Here is a 20,490-nt window from a genome sequence, read left to right on the forward strand (position 1 = left end):
GGGAAACAGATGGTAGCGATTGTCAGCGGCAATACTCTTGGCTTGTTGGGCGGTTCGTCGGCGACGCTGGGGCAGCAAGGAGCGTTTGGCGCCGCCGGCATCGGCAAGAGCCAGGAAAATGGCTATCTGAATGTTTCCAATGGCAATATTGTCATGCAGCAGCGTGATGACTTTATCGCGTCGCGCGGTATCGATTTGTCCTTGACACGCACGTATAACGCGCAAGGTGCGCTGGGCCAGCACTGGAAATTTGGCCTGAACCGCGAAGTTGGCGCCGTCACGGGTGTTGTCAACGGCGCTGGCAGCACGGTGGTGCGTATTGCGGGAGACGGCAGCGAAGCGCTGTATCGCTACGACGAGGCGCGTGGCGTGTATGTGTCGACCGATGGCCCCGGCGCCTACCATACCCTGGCGTATGACGCGGCGGGGCAGCGCTGGACCTGGAGCGCAGGCGACGGCCAGGTGCGCGAAGTGTATGACGCCGCCCAGCACGGCCGCATCATATCGTCTGCAGACGAGAACAATCATCAGCTCAGTTATTTCTATGATGCAAATAGCGGCTTGCTGTCGCGGGTGCTGACTGCCAGCGGCGATACGAGCTGGTTCGAGTACAGCAACGGCGACTTGGCGCAGGTGCGCGACGTGCTCGCCTCGGGCGTCGTACTCACGCGCGTGCGCTATGGCTATGACGCGCAGCACCGCCTGACGTCGGTCACGACGGATCTGACGCCGGACGATAACAGTATCGCCGACGGTAAGGTGGCCGTGATCCGGTATGTCTACGACGGCACGAGTGAACGCATCGTTAGCGTGATGCAGGCCGACGGCACGGCGCTGTCCTTCACCTATCAACAATACGGCGGTGAATGGCGCGTGGCATCGGTGACGGACGGCCTGGGCCGGCGCACGCAGCTGGCGTACGATCTTGCCGCCAACACCACGCGCGTGACCGATGCGCTCGGTGCCGTCAGCGTGTATGCCTATGATAGCCGAGGTCAGCTGACCGGCGTGACAACGCCGGCGGGCCAGCAGAGCACGTATGCGTATGACGCGCAGGGCAACTTGATCCGAAGCGTGGACGCGCGCGGCAATGCGGTCGAGATGCAATACGACGCCAATGGCAACCAGATCCTGCAGCGCGATGCGCTGGGCAATACGATTACGCGCACCTATGATCCAGTGTGCAAGCTGCTGCTGACGGAAACGACGTATCAGATTGCCGATCCGGACGGTGCCGGCCCTGGCCAGCCGGGCCGGCCACAGACGACGCGCTACGTGTATGACGCGGCAGGACATTTGCGCTTCCAGATCAGTCCGCAAGGGCGTGTGACCGAACATCGCTACGACGGTCCTGGCGCGCGTCTCACCAGTGTGCAATATACGGTGGATAGCTATGACATTAGAAGTTTGGCGCCTACTAGCGCGCCAGACGAAGCGACGATGAGCGCCTGGGAAGCTGCTATCCGAGATAAGTCGACGACAACGCGTACCGACTACGAATACGACGTTCGTGGCTTGCTGGCACGTACGCGATCCTTTGCCACGGTATCCATCGCTGGCGCAGGAGTGCCTTTCAAGGCGTTCATATTGCGCTATGTATATGATCAGGCGGGCCGTCTGTTACAACAGATTGACAAGTCAAACAACGTAACCAACTTCGCGTACGACGGACTGGGTCGATTGCTGACGACGACCGATCCCTTGGGCAATGTTATTCTTCATAGTTACGATGATGCAGGCGGCCGGATGTCCATTCGGCTGGCCAATGGCCTGACGACCACCTCTGTCTACAATAAGGCAGGAGAGCTGACGGATGTTATCCAGACGGGCCTGGCCGGTGAAGAGCTGGGACGCACCAGCTATGCCTACGATGCTGATGGGCGGCTACGCATGACGACGGGTCCCACTGGACTACGCAGTTACGTGCTGTATGACGAGGCGGGCCGCAAGGCCGCGGACATCGCGGCCGACGGCGCGCTGACGCAGTACCAGTACGATGCGAACAACCAGCTGATCCGCACACTGCGCTATGCCCAAGTAGTCAACGGCGCAAGCATGGCGCGCCTGGTGGCGGCCGACGGTAGCCCGCTTGCTGCCACCTTGGCGCAAGCCGATGTGCTACCACCCGTTAGCGCGCAGGACCAGAATGAATGGCGCTTGTACGATGCCGCCAGTCGCTTGCTCAAGACCGTCAGTGCCACAGGTGCCGTAAGCGATTTTGTGTATGACGGTGCTTCACGGCTGGTGCAAACTATCGCCCGCGCGAATACGCTCGACGTGGCCGCCTTTGCTGCCCAACCCTCGCTGCAGAATGCTGACGTAGCGGCCGCTGCCGGTGACCGCAGCGTCTGGCGTGAATATGACGACGATGGCTTGCTGCGTTTCGAGGTGGATGCGGATCGCTACATGAGGGAGTATGGCTACGATAGTGCTGGGCGCCTGATGACTATCAGGAAATATACGGCTCCGCTTTCAACGCTGCAAGCCGGCGTTGCACTTTCCGCCATGATTCCAGAGGCAAATTCCCAAGATCCGTGGACGACATTCAAATACGATGGGCGAGGTGCTTTGCTTTGGTCCTTTGACGGGGACGTGAGTGTCGTCAATAACTATGATCCTTTAGGGCGTTTAAAAGACACCACGCGCAGCCAACGCGACAGGACAGGAGCGGGATGGCTGCAGCGCGACCAATTCTATTATGACGCTGCTGGTCGCGTGCAAAGCATAACCCGTTCGATGGATGGTGTAGCCGACGAGACAACGTATACGTTTGACCTTGCTGGTAACAAAGTACGTGAAAGCAGTGCCAACAGTACTTTGTACTACCGATACGACCTACAAGGGCGATTGATCGGTGCTCTGTCGGCGCAAGGTGGGACGATGTTAACTGCACTTGGAACTAATTTGCCCGTTAGCCAGATTGAGCTTGTATGGCGCGCATACGGTATCCGGTATGAGTATGACGGAGCAGGCACGCTGATACGGGAAACTCCTCCAATGACCGACGGCGTCAATGTTATCGATGGCGGGCGAATCCTACATGATGAGTTCGGTCGAGAAATCGTGTTGGCTGATGCCCAGGGCAATCTCACGCTGACCAGCTACGATTCGGTGGGAGCCAAGAAAACATGGAAACAGATCAATGGCAAGATATCGACAGCGGAGTATGACGCGCGCGGCTTGTTGATTACTGAAACACTGTCGGAGACTGGCCAAGATGCTTCTGGCGCCCTTCGGCCGGTCATGAACCGCTATAGCTATGATGCTTCCGGAAAACTCGTACAGAAGATCCATGCGGCAGGCCTTTTAATGCAAGAGAGCATTGATTATGTTTATGATCAGGTAGGCAAGTTAGAGCAACGCATCGTTGTCAGCAACGGCATGCGTATGGTATTTGACGGACTAGACCGCATTACCTCGCAGACCGAAGCACAAGGCAAAGTGATACTGACGACTTATCATGTGGATGGCGGCAAGACTGTCTCGAGTAGCCTGAATGGCGTAACCACGATAGCGGAGTACGATGCATTTGGCCGCCTAGTGGTGCGAACTAAGGAACCGTCGGGGAAAACGAACATTACGACGTATGAACCGGATGGCTCATATACGACCACTGTCAAAACTGCCGATGGATTGACTACTATCACTGAGTACGATGCCAATGACAGGGTGACGAGAAGAACATTGCCGACAAGCGGATTAGATGCCGCCGGCGTGATGCGCCCAATAGTCTCCCGTTATTTCTACGATGACGCAGGCCGAGTGGTCAAAGCCATTGAGTCCGAAGGCCTGGTGACACAGTCAAATATCGAGTACGAATACGATCAGGCTGGCAAGAAAGAAACCAGAACGACCAATGGATTGATCACCGTATTCCAGTTTGACGCGCATGGCATGCTGACCAGGATGACACGTCCAGAAACTGGTCCCGATGCCACGGGCAAGCTGCTGCCGCTGGTCAATACCTATACATATGACGCTGCTGGCCGCGTGACGCAGGAGATTGCAGCGCTGGGCCTGGTGGCGGAGACGATAAATGATTATGAGTATGACCAGGCCGGCAAGATAGTACGGCGGACATATACCAGCAATGGTATCCAGGTGGTGCGTGATGGGCAGGACCGCGAATTGTCGCTGACCGATGCGCAGGGCAATGTCAAGCTGACGACTTATCACGCGGATGGTGGCAAGACGGTGTCTGATACCGTCAGTAATCGGACCACCATATCTGAATATGATGCGCGCTCCCGGCTGACGAGCGAAATACTTCCAAAAAGTGGACCAGATGCCTCCGGTATTCTGCGTCCGGTGGTCAATCGCTACAGCTACAATGCGGCGGGCCAGGTTACGCAGAAGGTTCTATCAGAGGGTCTGGTGGCGCAGGAGAGTACCGATTACGTGTATGACCAGGCTGGCAAGGTACAGCAACGCACGGTTGTCAGCAATGGTAATCGTACGATGTATGACGCGTTGGATCGTGTGACCTCGCTGACCGATGCGCAGGGCAATGTCAAGCTGACGACTTATCACGCGGATGGTCGTAAGACCGTGTCCGATACCGTCAGTAACCGGACCACCATATCTGAATATGATGCGCGCTCCCGGCTGACGAGCGAAATACTTCCAAAAATTGGACCAGATGCGTCCGGTGTTCTGCGTCCGGTGGTCAATCGCTACAGCTACAATGCGGCGGGCCAGGTCACGCAGAAGGTTCTATCAGAGGGGCTGGTGGCGCAACAGCGCATCGATTACGAGTATGACCAGGCTGGCAAGGTACAGCAACGCACGGTTGTCAGCAATGGTAATCGTACGATGTATGACGCGTTGGATCGTGTGACTTCGCTGACCGACGCGCAGGGCAATATTACACTGACGACCTATCTCGCCGATGGCGGCAGGACCGTATCCGTACAGATCAACGGCAAGACCACGCTCTCTGAATATGATGCACGCGGTTTGCTGACCCGCGAAACGCTGCCAACAACAGGACCAGATGCGTCCGGTGTTCTGCGTCCAGTGGTCAATCGCTACAGCTACAATGCGGCGGGCCAGGTTACGCAGAAGGTTCTATCAGAGGGTCTGGTGGCGCAACAGCGCACCGATTACGTGTATGACCAGGCTGGCAAAGTGCAGCAACGCACGGTTGTCAGCAATGGTAATCGTACGATGTATGACGCGTTGGATCGTGTGACCTCGCTGACCGACGCGCAGGGTAATATTACACTGACGACCTATCTCGCCGATGGCGGCAGGACCGTATCCGTACAGGTCAACGGCAAGACCACGCTCTTTGAATATGATGCACGCGGTTTGCTGACCCGCGAAACGCTGCCAACAACAGGACCAGATGCCTCCGGTGTTCTGCTTCCGGTGGTCAATCGCTACAGCTACAATGCGGCGGGCCAGGTTACGCAGAACGTTCTATCAGAGGGTCTGGTGGCGCAACAGCGCACCAATTACATGTATGACCAGGCTGGCAAGGTACAGCTACGCATGGTTTTTACCAGCAGTACACGTACGGTGTATGACGCGTTGGATCGTGTGACGTCGCTGACCGACGCGCAGGGCAATATTACGCTGACGACCTATCTCGCCGATGGCGGCAGGACCGTATCCGTACAGATCAACGGCAAGACCACGCTCTCTGAATATGATGCACGAAGTTTGCTGACCCGCGAAACGCTGCCAACAACAGGACCAGATGCGTCCGGTGTTCTGCGTCCAGTGGTCAATCACTATAGCTACAATGCGGCGGGCCAGGTTACGCAGAAGGTTCTATCAGAGGGTCTGGTGGCGCAACAGCGCACCGATTACGTGTATGACCAGGCTGGCAAAGTGCAGCAACGCACGGTTGTCAGCAATGGTAATCGTACGATGTATGACGCGTTGGATCGTGTGACCTCGCTGACCGATGCGCAGGGCAATGTCACGCTGACCAGCTATGAAGCCGATGGCGGCACGACGGTGTCGAGGACCGTCAACGGCGAGACCACGCGCTATGGCTACGATCAGGCCAGCCGGCTGATCAAGTTGGTGACGAGTTCGATCAACGAGCGTTATGTATTGGGCGAGAATAACCAGCGCGCATTCGTCATTGATGCGGCGGGCAAGGTGCTACGTTATATCTATGATGCCAGCGGTAAAGTAGAACAAACCATCCAGTACGCCTCTGCCATCAGCGTCGGGGACCGGCCGGCGCTGCAAGCGGTGATCGCCGCGCTCAAGCCAGCACCGGCGTTGGACATCGTCACCAATTTCGCCAATGGCATGCCGCTGCCGACGATACGTGACGACCGCGGCTGGCACATGACCTTGCCGCTGCAGCGCTGGGGCTATGACCAGAACGGCAACCGTACGCCATATGTGGATACCAGTGGCAACCGCAGCGACAGCTATCTGAACCTGTCGAACGGCAATGTGGTGCTCCGCCAGCGTGATGATGTGATCGCCGCGCGCGGCATCGACCTGGCCCTGGGCCGGGCCTACAATGCCCAAGGCGGCCAAGCGCGGCACTGGACCTTCGGCGTCAGCCAGTCCGTCGGCAGGATCGTCGGTGTGGTCAACGGCGCCGGCAGTACGGTACTGCGCACGGCCGGCGATGGCAGCCAGGCGGCATACACGTACGACAGCGCGCGCAGCATGTATGTCTCGACCGATGGCGCCGGCGCCTACCGCACCCTGGCATATGACGCGGTGGCGCAGCGCTGGACCTGGACTGCGGGTGATGGCCAGATACGCGAAGTGTATGACGCGACGCAGCAAGGCCGCATCATCCTCTCGTCGGATACCAGCAACAATCAGCTCAGTTACTACTATGATGCTGGCAGTGGCCAGCTGTCGCGCGTGGTCACCGCCAGCGGCGATACGACCTGGTTCGATTACAGCAATGGCGATCTGACGCAGGTGCGCGACGTGCTGGCCTCGGGCGCCGTGCTGACGCGCGTGCGCTATGGCTATGATGCGCAGCACCGCCTGACCTCGGTGACCACCGATTTGACGCCGGACGACAACAGCACCGTGGACGGCAAGGTGGCCGTGATCCGGTACGCCTACGACGGCACGAGTGAACGCATCGCCGGCGTGACGCAGGCCGACGGCACGGCGCTGTCCTTCACTTATCAGCAATACGGCAGCGAGTGGCGCGTCACATCAGTATCCGACGTCCTGGGCCGGCGCACGCAGCTGGCCTACGATCTTGCCGCCAACACCACGCGCGTGACCGATGCGCTCGGTGCAGTCAGCGTGTATGCCTATGATGCGCAAGGTCAGCTGATTGGCGTGACCACGCCGGCCGGGCAGCAAAGCAGGTACGTGTATGACGCACAGGGTAACTTGATCCGTAGCGTCGACGCGCGCGGCAATGCGGTCGAGATGCAATACGACGCGAATGGCAACCAGATCCTGCAGCGCGACGCGCTGGGCAATACCATCACGCGCACCTATGATCCGATGCGCAACCTGCTGCTGACGGAAACGACGTACCAGATTGCCGACCCGGACGGTGCGGGTCCTGGCCAGCCGGGCCGGCCACAGACAGCGCGCTATGTCTATGATGCGGCGGGCCACCTGCGCTTCCAGATCAGTGCGGCGGGACGGACGATCGAGTACCGCTATAACGCAAAAGGCGAGCGCATCGCCAGTGTGCAGTATGCGGCAGAGCTGTTCGATAACAGCGCCCTGGCGCCGACAGTGGCGCCAAGCGAAGCCGCGATCGCCGCGATGGTGGTGAGCTATCCGAACAAGTCGCAAACCGTGCGCGTCGATTACGAATACGATGCGCGCGGCCTGTTGGCCCGCACGCTGTCGTATGGCGCAGTCGATGCGGCTGGCGTGGGCATTGCCGCCACGCAGACGGTGCAGCGCTATGTGTACGACCAGGCTGGCCAGTTGCTGCAAAACATCGACACAGCCGGTACCGCTACCAGTTATACGTACGACGGCTTGGGCCGTCTGCTGACGGCGACCGATCCGCTGGGCCATGTCACTCTCAACAGCTACGATGCGGCCGGCGGCCGCATGGCGGTCAGACTGGCCAATGGCCTGACGACCACCTCGGTCTACAACAAGGCGGGCGAACTGACAGATGTGATCCAGACGGGCCTGGCTGGCGAAGAGCTGGGCCGTACCAGTTATGCCTACGACGCAGATGGGCGTTTGCGCATGACGACGGGGCCGACGGGGCAGCGCACGTACGTGCTGTATGACGAGGCGGGGCGCAAGGTGGCCGATATCACGGCTGGCGGCACCCTGACGCAGTACCAGTACGATGCGAACAACCAGCTGATCCGTACTGTGCGCTATGCGCAGGCGGTGAGCAGCGCGAACCTGGCGCGCCTGGTGGCTGCCGATGGCACTCCGCTGGCGGCAACCTTGGCGCAAGCAGGGGTATTGCCTCCGGTCAGTGCCAAGGATCAAGGCGAGTGGCGTCTGTATGACGCTGCCGGGCGCCTGGTCAGGACGGTGGGCGCCACTGGTGCGGTGACCGAGTACGTGTACGACGGCGTCTCCAAGCTGGTCCAGACCATCGCCCGCAGCACGCTGTTAAACATAGCGGCCTTTGCGGCCAATCCTGTCGTTTCCAATGCCGTGGTGGCCGCAGCTGCCGACGACCGTATCACGTGGCGCACATACGATGCGGATGGACTGCTGCGTTATGAGGTCGATGGCGAACGCTACATGACGGAGTACCGCTACGACAGCGCGGGGCGCCAGGTGAGCACGCTGCGCTATGCGAACCAGGTGTCGGCGACGGCGCTGGCCAATGGTTCGCTGGCCCAGGCCACGCCGGCCGCGCATGCGCAGGATATCGTCACCTCCACGACCTACAACGGCCGTGGCTTGGTCGATGCGCGTATCGACGGCGAAGGCTATGTCACCAGTTATTCGTATGACGCGGCAGCACGCCTGGCGGAAACGCGCCAGGGAACCCGCATGGTCGCTGGACAGCTGACGCAGCCAGGTGTCCAGCAGCGCGAGAGCTTCAGCTATGACGCCAATGGACGCCTGTCGTCCAGCGTGCGCTACCTGGATGGCGGTGCAACAGAAAGTACGACCTTGTCCTATGACAGCGTTGGCAATGTGATAGCTCAAACGCGTGCGGGTGTCGGCGCGGCCAGCCGCTACGACCTGCAAGGCCGTTTGATTGGCGCACTGGCGGGCAAGGGCAGTGCGGCGCTCGCAGCCTTGGGCAGTACTCCGTCCGCGGCCCAGGTCGACGCTGTCTGGCAGGCGTATGGCGTACGCTATACCTACGACAAGGCGGGGCTGCGTATTGCGCAGACCGATGCCAACGGCAACCGGACGCTGTATCTGTATGACGCCGATGCGCGCCTGACGCATGCCGTCAATGCCTTGGGCGAAGTACGCGAAACGGTGTACAACGTGCTGGGCGAAACGGTGGCCAGCGTTGCCTACGGCACGCGCCTCGATGCTGGCACCTTGGCAAGTCTGCAGGGCGGGATGGCAACACCCGGCTTTAAGAATGCGGTGCTGGCGATCGCCAATCCCGCCAAGGACAGCCGCACTTCGTATAGTTACCTTGCCAGCGGCGCGCTGGCCTCTTCAATCGATGCGCTGGACAAGGTCACGACGTATGGCGTCAATACCTTTGGCGAACAGGTCAGCCGCCTGACGCCGATCGCCGCCGGCGTGGCGTTGCTGATCGAGACCAGTTACGACCGGCGTGGCCAGGTCACTGGAGAAGTACGCGACCGCGCCGGTGTGAACCAGACCAGCGTGTCGCGCTACGACGCGTTTGGCCGCCTGGCGGCGAGCGTGGACGCGAATCAGGTGACGCACGGCTATGACTACGACCGCAACGGCCATCTGGTCATGGCGCGCGATGGCCTGCAGCAAGCGGCACTGACCAGCTACGATGCCTATGGCAATGTGCTGACGCAGACGGACCGGCTGGGGCAGGTGACGCGCTACAGCTATACGGCTTTCAACCGGAGCGTGACGGTGACCACGCCCGAAGGCCTGGTAACGGTGAGCAGCTTGGATGCGCAGGGCCGCAAGATTGCGCTGCGTGACGCGCAGGGGGTAACGAGCACCTATCACTATGACCTGGACGGCAACCTGGATGCCTCCAAGGCCGCCGAGGGCAGCCTGAATCTTAATAGCACGAATAGCTATGATGCCGCTGGCCGCCTGACGGAAAGTGTGGATGCGGGTGGACGCAAAGTGCGCTATGAGTACGACGCGGCCAATCGTCTCCTGACGCGCCGTGTCGATCCGGACGGTTTGAACCTCCGTACCAGCTACCAGTACGATGCCAAGGGCCAGCAGATCCAGATCACCGATCCTGCAGGCGCCGTGACGCAGACCGAGTTTGACCTGAACGGCAAAGTGTTCAAGCAAATTGCTGATCCACAGGGCTTGCGCCTGACGACGCAATATGCATACGACGACGCCGGGCGCGTCCTGACGGTAACCAGTCCTGCGGGCCTGGTCACCAGCTATGTATACGACAAGCTGGGCCGGCGCACGGAGCAGCATGTCGATCCGGCCGGCCTGAACCTGAGCACGCTGACGGGCTACGATGCCAAGGGCAACGTCGTGTCGGTGAAAGATCCGAACCGCAATGTCACGCGCTACCTGTACGACGCCAATGACCGCTTGGTCCTGGTGGTCGATGCCAAGGGCGGCGTCACGCAGACGCTGTACGACAAAAATGGCAATGTAGTGCAGAGCATCGGCTATGCCAAGCCAGTTGCTGGGCTGACGGGCAAGGAGACGGCGCAGCAGATCCTGTCATTGTTGGTGCGCGACACGGCGCACGACCTGAGCCAGGTCAAGCGCTACGACAAGGATGGCCGCCTGAGCTGGAGCGTGGACGGCAGCGGCGCAGTAGTACGTACCGAACACGATGGCAAGACGGTCAAGCGCACGGCGTACGCCAACCGCCTCGACGCGGCAGCCCTGGCAGCGCTGGCGGGCGGCGCCACGCCGGCGCCAACCGTAGCAGCAGGGCGCGACGTGGTGACGCAGCAGCTGTTCGATGCCGCCGGCCGCCTGGTCTACAGCATTGATGGCGTCGGTGCGGTGCAAGAGTTGCGTTATGATGGCAGCGGCAACGCCATCGTGCGTATCGCGTATGCCGCAGCGATCAACATCACGCAGCCGCTGACGCTGGCCAGCGTGGCCCAGCAACTGGCGACGATTGCACAGCCGGCGCGCGATGCGCGCCTGGTCAGCAATTATGACGGAGCCGGCCGCTTGACTTATAGCGCTGATGCGCAAGGGGCGGTGACGCAGTATGGCTACGACAAGGCTGGCCATCTGACGCGCCAGATCGCGTATGCGACGGCGCTGCCCGTGCCCGTGGGGAACAATGCTGTGTTGTCGAGCGTGGCGCAGAGCACAGCGGACCGCATCAGCAGTTTTACGTATGATGCGCTGGGCCGCCAGGTGTATGCGGTCGACGCCATGGGTGGCGTGACGCGGCGCATGTATGACAATGCGGGCAATGTGGTGCGCAGCACCGCGTATGCGGCGCAGCTTCCGGCGCTGCTTGACCGCAACAGCGTGCCCGACACGGCGCGCATCCTGGCCTTGCTGCCGCTCGATACGCAGCCAGCGAGTCACGTCAACCGCGTGTTCGACAGCGCCAACCGGCTGCTGTACAGCGTCGATGCGCTGGGCTATGTCACGCAGAATACCTATGACGCGAATGGCCATGTGACCCGGGTGGCCCGCTATGCCAACACCGTGGCCGTGCCAGCGGCCAGCGGCAGTGCCATGAAAGAGGCGGCAGTGCAGGGGGCATTGCGCCTGGACGCAGCCAGGGATGTGGCCGAAAGTCGCATATACGACGCCGCAGGACGTTTGCAGGAGCAGACTCGTGCTGCAGGCAGTGCGGCCGCCGGTACCATCCAGTATGCCTACGATGCCCTTGGGAATATCACCAGCATCACCAACGAACGCGGCTATGTGACGCGGCAGGAGTTTGACCAGGCCGGCCGCAAGACGCTGACCTCGGTGCCGCTCGATGGTACCGATTCGGCTGTGACACGAACCAGCTATGACGCCTTTGGCAATGCCGTCAAGGTGACCGATCCGAAAGGCAATGCCGGGTATTTCTATTACGACCAGCAAAACCGGCTGGTGTTGCAAGTCAATCCGCTCGGCTATGCAGTGGGCACCAGCTATACCTTGTCGGGCAAGCCGGTGACGGTGACGGAGTATAAAACGGCGTTGACGGGGACATGGTCGGCAGACGCGCGGCCCACGGTCATCGCCTCGGCGGGCGATGCCATTACCCGCCTGGAATACGACCGCAATGACCGGCTGCTGGCCTCCATCGATGCGGAAGGCGCTGTCGAACGTTTCGACTACGATGCCCTGGGTAACCGCAGCAGCTATCAGAACAAGCTGCGCGGCATGACGCGCTACACCTATGACGGCCGCGGCGCGCTGCTGACGGAAACGCTGCCGGTCAATGCGCCCGATGCCAGCGGCGCGCTGAAGCCGGTCATCAACAGCTATACCTATGATGCCTTCGGCAACCGCCGTACTTCTATCGAAGCACAGGGGTTGGCCTCGCAGCGCAGCACCACGTACGGCTATGACCTGGCCGGGCGCCTGGTCAGCCAGCGCGGCGACGAGATCACACTGCACGATAGTAGTGGTGCGACGCGCCGTGCCGCACCGCAGCAGACATGGACTTACGACCAGCGCGGCAACAAGACCTCGTACACGGATGGCAATGACAAGGTGACGCGCTGGTACTACGACGCGGCCGACCGCAAGCAGATGGAACTGAGTGCGGCCGGTACCCTGTCGCAATGGCGTTATGACGCCGCTGGCAACATGGTGTCGGCATTGGTGTACAACACGCCGGTCAGCGCGCCTGCCGGCAATGGTGCACCGCAGCCGGTCAACCCGGCAGAGCGCCGCCAAACCTACTACGACTACGATCAGGCCAACCGCATGGTCGGCACGCGAGTAGGTAATAGCGACAAGCAGAAGGAGCTCAATGGCGATCCGGTTTTCAGCGTCCCCATGGCCGAACGTAATGAGCAGGGAAGCTTTGATTTCAAAAATGTCGCGATTGAGACCAAGCGCACCTACGATGCGCTGGGAAATGTGGTGTCCGAGAAGGATGGCCGCGGCACGGTGACCTGGTCGTACTACAACACGGCTGGTGCGAAGATTGCGCAAGTTGACGGAAAAAATTACCTGACCGTATGGACCCGCGATGCGGCCGGCAATATCCTGCAGGAGTACCGCTACGCCAAGCAGGTCAGCCTGGTGGTGAATGCGGCAAGCAGCGTCGAGGAGCTGAAGGCCAGCAGCGGCACCCGTGTCGATGACCGCATCACGGTGTCGACATATGACCGCATGAACCGAGCCAAGTCGCAGAGCACGCTTAATCAGGAAGTGTTCAGCCTGGATACGAAGGGAGTGCTGAGCAGCCAGACCCGGGCAACAGCAGTGGCCTACGATTATGATGGCCTGGGCAATATCATCAAGAGAACCGAGGCGAACGGCGATGTTACCGATACCCTCTACGATGCGCTGGGCCGCCAGACCCGGGTCGAAGGTGCCGGTTTTACCGATTTCCAGCAGGCATGGGTGCGCCCGACCACCGACACGGTGTATGACGGCGTCGGCCACGTCATCACCTCGACGGCGCTGGGCAAGACGCACAGCGAAGACCGCATTACGCGCTTTATCTATGACGCGGCCGGGATATTGACGGGCAAATCGACGGATGGCATTGCCGGTGGCTATGCCTACGGCCACGATGCGGCCGGCAACGTGACGCAAGTGCAGGTGAACGGCCGGAAAGCCGATGGCAGTGCCAGCGTCAGCAGAACCCTGATCGGCTACGACGCGATGGGGCGCGAAACCAGACGTCAGACCGGATCGGTGGACCAGGCTGGTGGCTGGCTTGCGGGCGACAGCCGCGAGGTGCGCTATAACGCCTTTGGCGACATCGTGTTCAAGGGTGTCAATGGTGGTACGGCGGAGTTTGCCGAGTACGACATCATGGGGCGGCGCTGGAAGACGAATGCGGGCGACGGTTCGACCAAGGTCTACCAGTATGACCAGAACGGTAATGCGACCGTCCTGATCCAGTCATCCGGCGCGAATTTGCGCCCGATGACGCTGGAGCAAATCCTGGCCATCAATGAAATACAGGATGTATCGAAGGATCCAGTGGTGCTGGCGGCCAAGGCGGCTGGCGGCATCAGTGTCACGCTCAGTACGTATGACAAGCGCAACCAGCTGACCGATACGTACCAGGCAACGATGCAAAGTGCGAGTAATTTCGTGACTAACCAGCCGTTCCTGACGCAGGAGCTGGGTGTCAATTTTACGGCAGGGGGCTTGACTGTCGGGGCGACGAGGGAAAGCGGCGGCAATGTAACGAGTATGCCGACGGTGACCGGCAGTATCGGTTATGCGGCGCCAGGTACTGTGTATTTCGGCATTGTCTGGCTGGCCGAGGACCCTAAGTCACCGATATATGATCAATATGAAGGCACAGAACTTTCGCAGATTAGCATTCCATTTGGATTGATCAATGGCCCCGGCAAGATTCATGTGAGAATCGATGGTGTTGAGGTGCGCGAAGGGCCTTTTGATGCGGGCTTGGAGGATATTACGTGGTACATGAGGCTGCCGACACGGACAACATCGACACATAATTTCCGGCTCGATCTGTTGCAGGAATCACAAACGGGATCCGCTTCAAGCTTGCTATTGCTTGCTACAACCGTAATGTCCACCGGAGAGCCTGTCCCCGTTGGCATGCATCAAGCTGAACTTCGTGCCTACGGTGCAGTTAACGTTGCCAATCAGATTAATATTCGAAATCAACCAACCTCGACCAGTCGGCTTGTGTTCATGCGCAGGCAACAAGGTTCGAACGGTCCGTGGTCCAGCTATGAAGGTCAACAAACATACAATAATCAAGGCGGGGCCATTGCAGGTTGGTTCCATCTTAGTCCAGGATATTTTGTATCGTCTGGAGGTGTCGCTGTTGGGCAGCCTGATCAGGGCAATTATGAGTATCAATACGTCGCTTTGGCTGCGGATGGTACGGTATTGAATGTCGAAACTGGCGTTTACGATAGTGCGCAAGGAAACTCTGTACTAACACAAACGGCGCAAGCAATCTACGGAACAGGTAAAGCTTTTCAAACCAAGGTCAGTTCGATTTACGGAACCGGCGATACGGCTTGGCTCAATATCACGGAACAAGGCAAGGCTCAATCCATGCGCATCCATTATCGTGCTCAGGGAACCGATGCTTGGCAGGTGAGGATGTTGGAGGCGGAGCCCGGTATTCCCGGCTGGTTCAAGATGTCGCTCGACGGATTGCCCGCCTGCGAGTACTGGTTTGAAACATACACAGGGCCAACTGGGACGGGGGCGCAGGTCAACGCGCCAGGCGGAGGTCGGACTGAGGGAACCTTTACGCCGTACGGCGAGGTTTCCGCACTGACCGCATTCAATGCCAAGCCAGCCAGCGTGACTTTTAATAATCAGCCAACAAGTGCAGTGAGTATGCGCCTGTTTTACACGGGACCCGATGGTATTCCCCGTAGTAAAAATCTGGACCGCAATGGCGCGAACAGCTTCATCTGGAACGCCAGCGATGTGGCCCCCGATGTTTTATCCAGCAGTTATGTGGTTAAGTATAGTTACGAGGTATTCGACGCCAGCGGCCAGCGCGTCAACGCGGCAGAAGGTGTAGTGGGGCTGGGAAAAGAACCAATACAGTCGACGCACAAGCTGTTATCGCAGCCCAGCATCGTTTCCTTCACGCCACCCGTGCCGGCGGCAACACAGATGATATTGCAGTACCGCAGTCTCGGCTCGACAGGCGCCTACACGCGCGTGGTGTTGCCACGCAGCGGCGACAAGTTCATCTGGAAGGTGGAAGATGCCGGTTTGCGCCCGCAGTCCGGCAGCAATAAATTTGAATACAGCTATACCTTGCTTGACGTGGCTGGCCAGCCGGTAACGGATGGCAAGCCGAGTTATGATGGTGTTGTAGAGGTCATGGCGGATCGCACTACCAGCTACAGTTTCACCAAATGGACGATGTTCCTGAAGAGCGGTGAGGCGACCATTCACCGCCAGCAGGCCTATAACGCCTTTGGCGAGATCGCCAGCGAGACCGATGGCCAAGATAACGTGGTCGCCTTGTCGTATAACACGGCAGGAAAACTGACGCGCAAGGAAGCGCCGATGACCACCATTGCGCTGGAAAACGGCAGCAGTACGCCTGGCCGTCCTGTGACCTTGTATTACTACGATGCCTCCAGCCAGCTGATCGGCGTGCGCGACGCGAATGGCAACCTCAATACCCAGACCTTGCTGCCAGGCTACGGCAGCGAAGGGCGCATCGTCAGCGAATTCCATGCGGACGGTGGCGTGAAAAAGGCCGGCTACGACGTGTTCGGCGACCTGCGCACCGTGACAGACGAATTGCAGCGCAAAACGCAGAACCGCTATGACCAGGGCGGGCGCTTGATCGAGGTCATCCGGCCGGAGCGCTTGGCGGGTACGCCTGGATACAATAACGGCATACCGAACGTCGATAGGTACACCTACGATACGCAGGGCAACCGCATCAGCCATACGAATGCCTACAATCAAACCGAAAGCACCGACTACGATGCCGAAGGACGGGTGGTGCGCACACTCAGCTTTGAGGAGCGCGAAGTACGCTACAGCTATACCTATGACGCAGCCATGCTGGGTGCGGGCGGTCTGGTGGTCGGCGGCTGGAAAAAGGTTACCACGGTAGGCAATGTGCGCAGCACCAGCGACAGCAACGACTATTTCGGCCACCTGGTTGGGCATGTCGATGTGGCAGGGCGCAAAGTGGTCTACAGCTACGACCATGCCGCCCACCTGATCCGCCAAACCTCCAGTGGCGATCCGACTGGCCGAGCCGGCCAGAACATCGATTTTGAATACTATGCCAACGGCTATCTGAAACGCAGCACGGACCGGGTCTTGAACGTCGAGTCCTATTTCGAGTACGACAAGGAGGGCAACCGCACGCGCGAAGCGTATGCGAAACTGGAGACAGATGGCCAGCGCACCTACTATCAGCTGGCCGATATCAGCTACGATGAACTGAACCGGGTGGTGAAGTTCGTTGATCCTGAAGCGACCATTACGTATAGCTACGACGCCAACAGCAACCGGCGCCAGGTGAAAAGTGCCTACAACACGGTGGTCAATGGCGCCCCGGCGGTGCAGGACTACTGGTACCAGTACGACAGCATGAACCGTTTTACGATCACCAAGGGTGTTTCGGCGAATGGCATGGTCAGCACCGGCAGCACCGGCACCAGGATCAGTTACGACCTAGCCGGCCAGCGATTGACGGCGACGGCCGCCAATGGCACCGTCGAGCGCTACAGCTATACCAGTGATGGCTATTTGGAAGACGTTACGATCAACGGCGTGCTGGGTGCCCGCCGGGAAAATGATTTACGGGGCCGGGTAACGGGGTACAGCGAGTACAGGAATGGTGTCAAGTTGTCGCAGAAGGATAGCGTCTACGATGCCGACAACCGGGTCACGCAAGAGAGCTTCAAGGACGAAGCGAGCGGCAAGACGACCGTCACGGATTTCCATTACCGCCTGGACGTCGGCAATGGCAATTACACGGGCGTGGACCAGGGTGTGGTGACGCATACCTTCCAGCATGCGAAGGGCGTCACCGATACCGGCGTGCACACCATGTACAGCTATGTCTGGTGGGACGAGGCCAAGCAGAGCAAGATCCAGATCCAGGGGATCAATGCGGGCAACCCGGAACAGCTGCGCTGGGGCAGCGGTTTCTCGGACCTGCAGTATGACGTCAACGGCCATTTAACGCAGATGAGTGCGTATGAAGCCGGCAGCCTCGGTGCGCTGGTCGGCAGCGCTTCGAGCCGCACGATGACTTACATCAGCGACCAGTATGGCCAGGTGCTGCGCCGCAACAAAACACAGGCCAATGGCAACCTGGAGGTGGCGCATCGTTTCTATTATCTGAATGGCCATACCATCGGCGACGTCAGCAGCGAAGGGCCGTCAACCATCTCGTATGCGGAAGAACTGGCGCAGCGCGGCCTGACGACGCCTGGCGGCTTCCGTAACGCCAAGCCGGTATCATCGGCGGACTTCGACCAGAACTACCAGCCGATCAATTCGTCCTATCCGGGCGCCACGGCAAGTGCCTATACGGTGCGCAAGGGCGACACGCTGGGCGCGATCGCGCGCGCCGTCTGGGGCGATGAAAGCCTTTGGTATCTGCTGGCCGACGCGAATGGCCTGACGATCAGCGACACGCTGATCGAAGGGCAGGTGCTGACGGTACCCAACAAGGTCAGCAACTTCCACAACAACGCCAGCACCTTCAAGGTGTATAACGCCGGCCAGGCCATCGGCGACACCATGCCGGTGCTGCCGCCGGAACCGATGCCGCCTCCGCCGCCACAGCAGTCCAAAGGCGGTGGCTGCGGCGTGATGGGCAAGCTGATCATGGTGGTGGTGGCGGTGGTAGTGGTGGTGATGACGGCTGGTGCTGCGGCCACTGTCCTCACACCTATGCTCGGTTCCACCATGGCAACGGTGGCAGGCGGTGCAATTGGAGGTGCCCTCGGTTCAATCGCTAGCCAGACGGTGGGCATGGCCATTGGCGCGCAGGATGGATTTAACTGGAACGGGGTTGCTCTGGGCGCCTTGGGCGGTGCGGTCTCTGCTGGGGTCATGAATACGGGCATGGGGCCGACGTTCAGCCCTGGCACCAGCGCATTTGTCAAGGGTGCAGTGCAGGGAGGTATCAGCAATACCATCACGCAAGGCGTAGCAGTGGCGACAGGCTTGCAGCATAGTTTTGACTGGCGTGGCGTGGCGGCTGGGGCTATTGCTGGTGGTGTTTTTGCCGAAGTGGGCAATGCTATCGGGCAAGCACAGTATGGCGAGCAGGGCTGGGCCAATCTTAACGGCCTGGAGCAAGGTGTGAAGGACGCCGCCCTGTGGAGCGATATCGGCAAGACCATGGCGCGCGGCGCCGTCTCCGGCGTGGCAGCGGGCATGGCCAGCGGCCTGGTGCGCGGCGGCAGCTTGCGCAACAGCTTCCCGGGCATCATGCAGGATGTGATCGCCAGTACGGTGGGGAACGCGATTGGGCTGGGGGCGCAGGTGACGCAGAGAATGGCGGAGTCAGTTGCTACAGATGTGTTTGGAAATGTGTCAAGGAATTGGTCTGCGCTGCAAAACCAGTCTCCAAGTTCTGGCAATAGTAATTTTGAGCGCCCATTGCTTGCTAACTCGTACATGGGGGAGCCGGGCGTCATGAGTGATGTGCCGACGCTTAGCGATATGACATTTGAATCGGCCCGAACGGTTGTACGTGCTGAGTCGAAAAACCTTGGCGATGATCTTTATGACGCTGAGATGGATCGAATTAGGTCTCAAGCGAGCGATGAACATTTAACTTGGGATTCTGATGGCTATCAAAGTGCAGATGGTGTTCTTCGGATTGAAATCAGAGGAGTAAATCAGGCGTCGGCCGAAAACCCCAAAACTGATACTATTATATCTACTTCCACATCTACAATTTCTGAAGCTTCTGAGCTCGATAAAATCACACCTTCAAGTTTGTTCTTCAATCAGGGCTTTGGCTTGGGCACTTACTTCGGCGCACAATCGGCGACCAATGTGATGTACACGCGCTCACCCTTGGTGGGTGGGTATGGAATCCTTTCCGGCTCGGTTTCCGGTTATCAAGCGCATCACTTAAATCAAAATGCTGTTTACAAGGCTTCGATTGCTCCGGCTCAAGGCTTATCTATTCTTCTTCGCGGTAATGCGTTCACCGAAAGTGGCTCTCCGCACTATGAGGCTCATGCGTCGCTGGAGCGTTGGTGGGACAATTATAGGGGTGGTGGTAGCCTTGAACGCCAATTGCCGACCAACGCGGATTATGGAAGTGCACTGAAACAGTCTTTAATAGACGGTGGTATGAGTCCTCGAGATTCTGCCCGATATTCTGAAGGAGCTAGGCAGCAGCGATTGGGGGCGGGGCATCCCGACGCGGCCGCAGTGCCTAGACTTCCTCGTCGTATTTACCAGTCCGCTGTTACTGTGGTCGATGCCGATTTGTCGGCAGCACGTGGCCTCGCGAAGAACCTCGCATTGATCGGGCGAGGTGCGATGGTTGTAGGCGCAGCGAGCGATGGCTATAGCTTTTACTCACAGTACCAGTATAGTGCGCAGACAGGTGACTACTCCAATACCTACCGTGAAGGGATTCGTATCACTGGTGGCTGGGCCGGTGCTGCTGCGGTGGGTACTGTGGGGGCTGAGTTCGGTGCTGGCTTCGGAATGGCCTTCACTCCGGCAGGCGCCGTAATTGGTGGTTTCGTTGGAGGTATTGTCGGAGGCGCAATTGGCTATTTCGGCGGCAGCTATGCCGCAGTGGGTATTGCCGACGATGCAGGGTTTCTACGTTAGACCACTCGGAATTAA

1 protein-coding gene is annotated in these 20,490 nt (G+C 59.3%); it reads left to right on the forward strand.

Annotation, left to right across the window (positions count from 1 at the left end; all coding sequences use genetic code 11):
- Window positions 1–9: 9 nt before the first annotated feature.
- The gene (locus CLU91_RS27405; RefSeq protein WP_100877075.1) at window positions 10–20,475 is read left to right on the forward strand and encodes a LysM peptidoglycan-binding domain-containing protein; all 20,466 of its coding nucleotides are present in this window, start codon (window positions 10–12) and stop codon (window positions 20,473–20,475) included.
- The last annotated feature ends 15 nt before the right edge of the window (window positions 20,476–20,490 follow it).

This window comes from Janthinobacterium sp. 64, from assembly GCF_002813325.1.
Classification (GTDB): domain Bacteria; phylum Pseudomonadota; class Gammaproteobacteria; order Burkholderiales; family Burkholderiaceae_D; genus Janthinobacterium.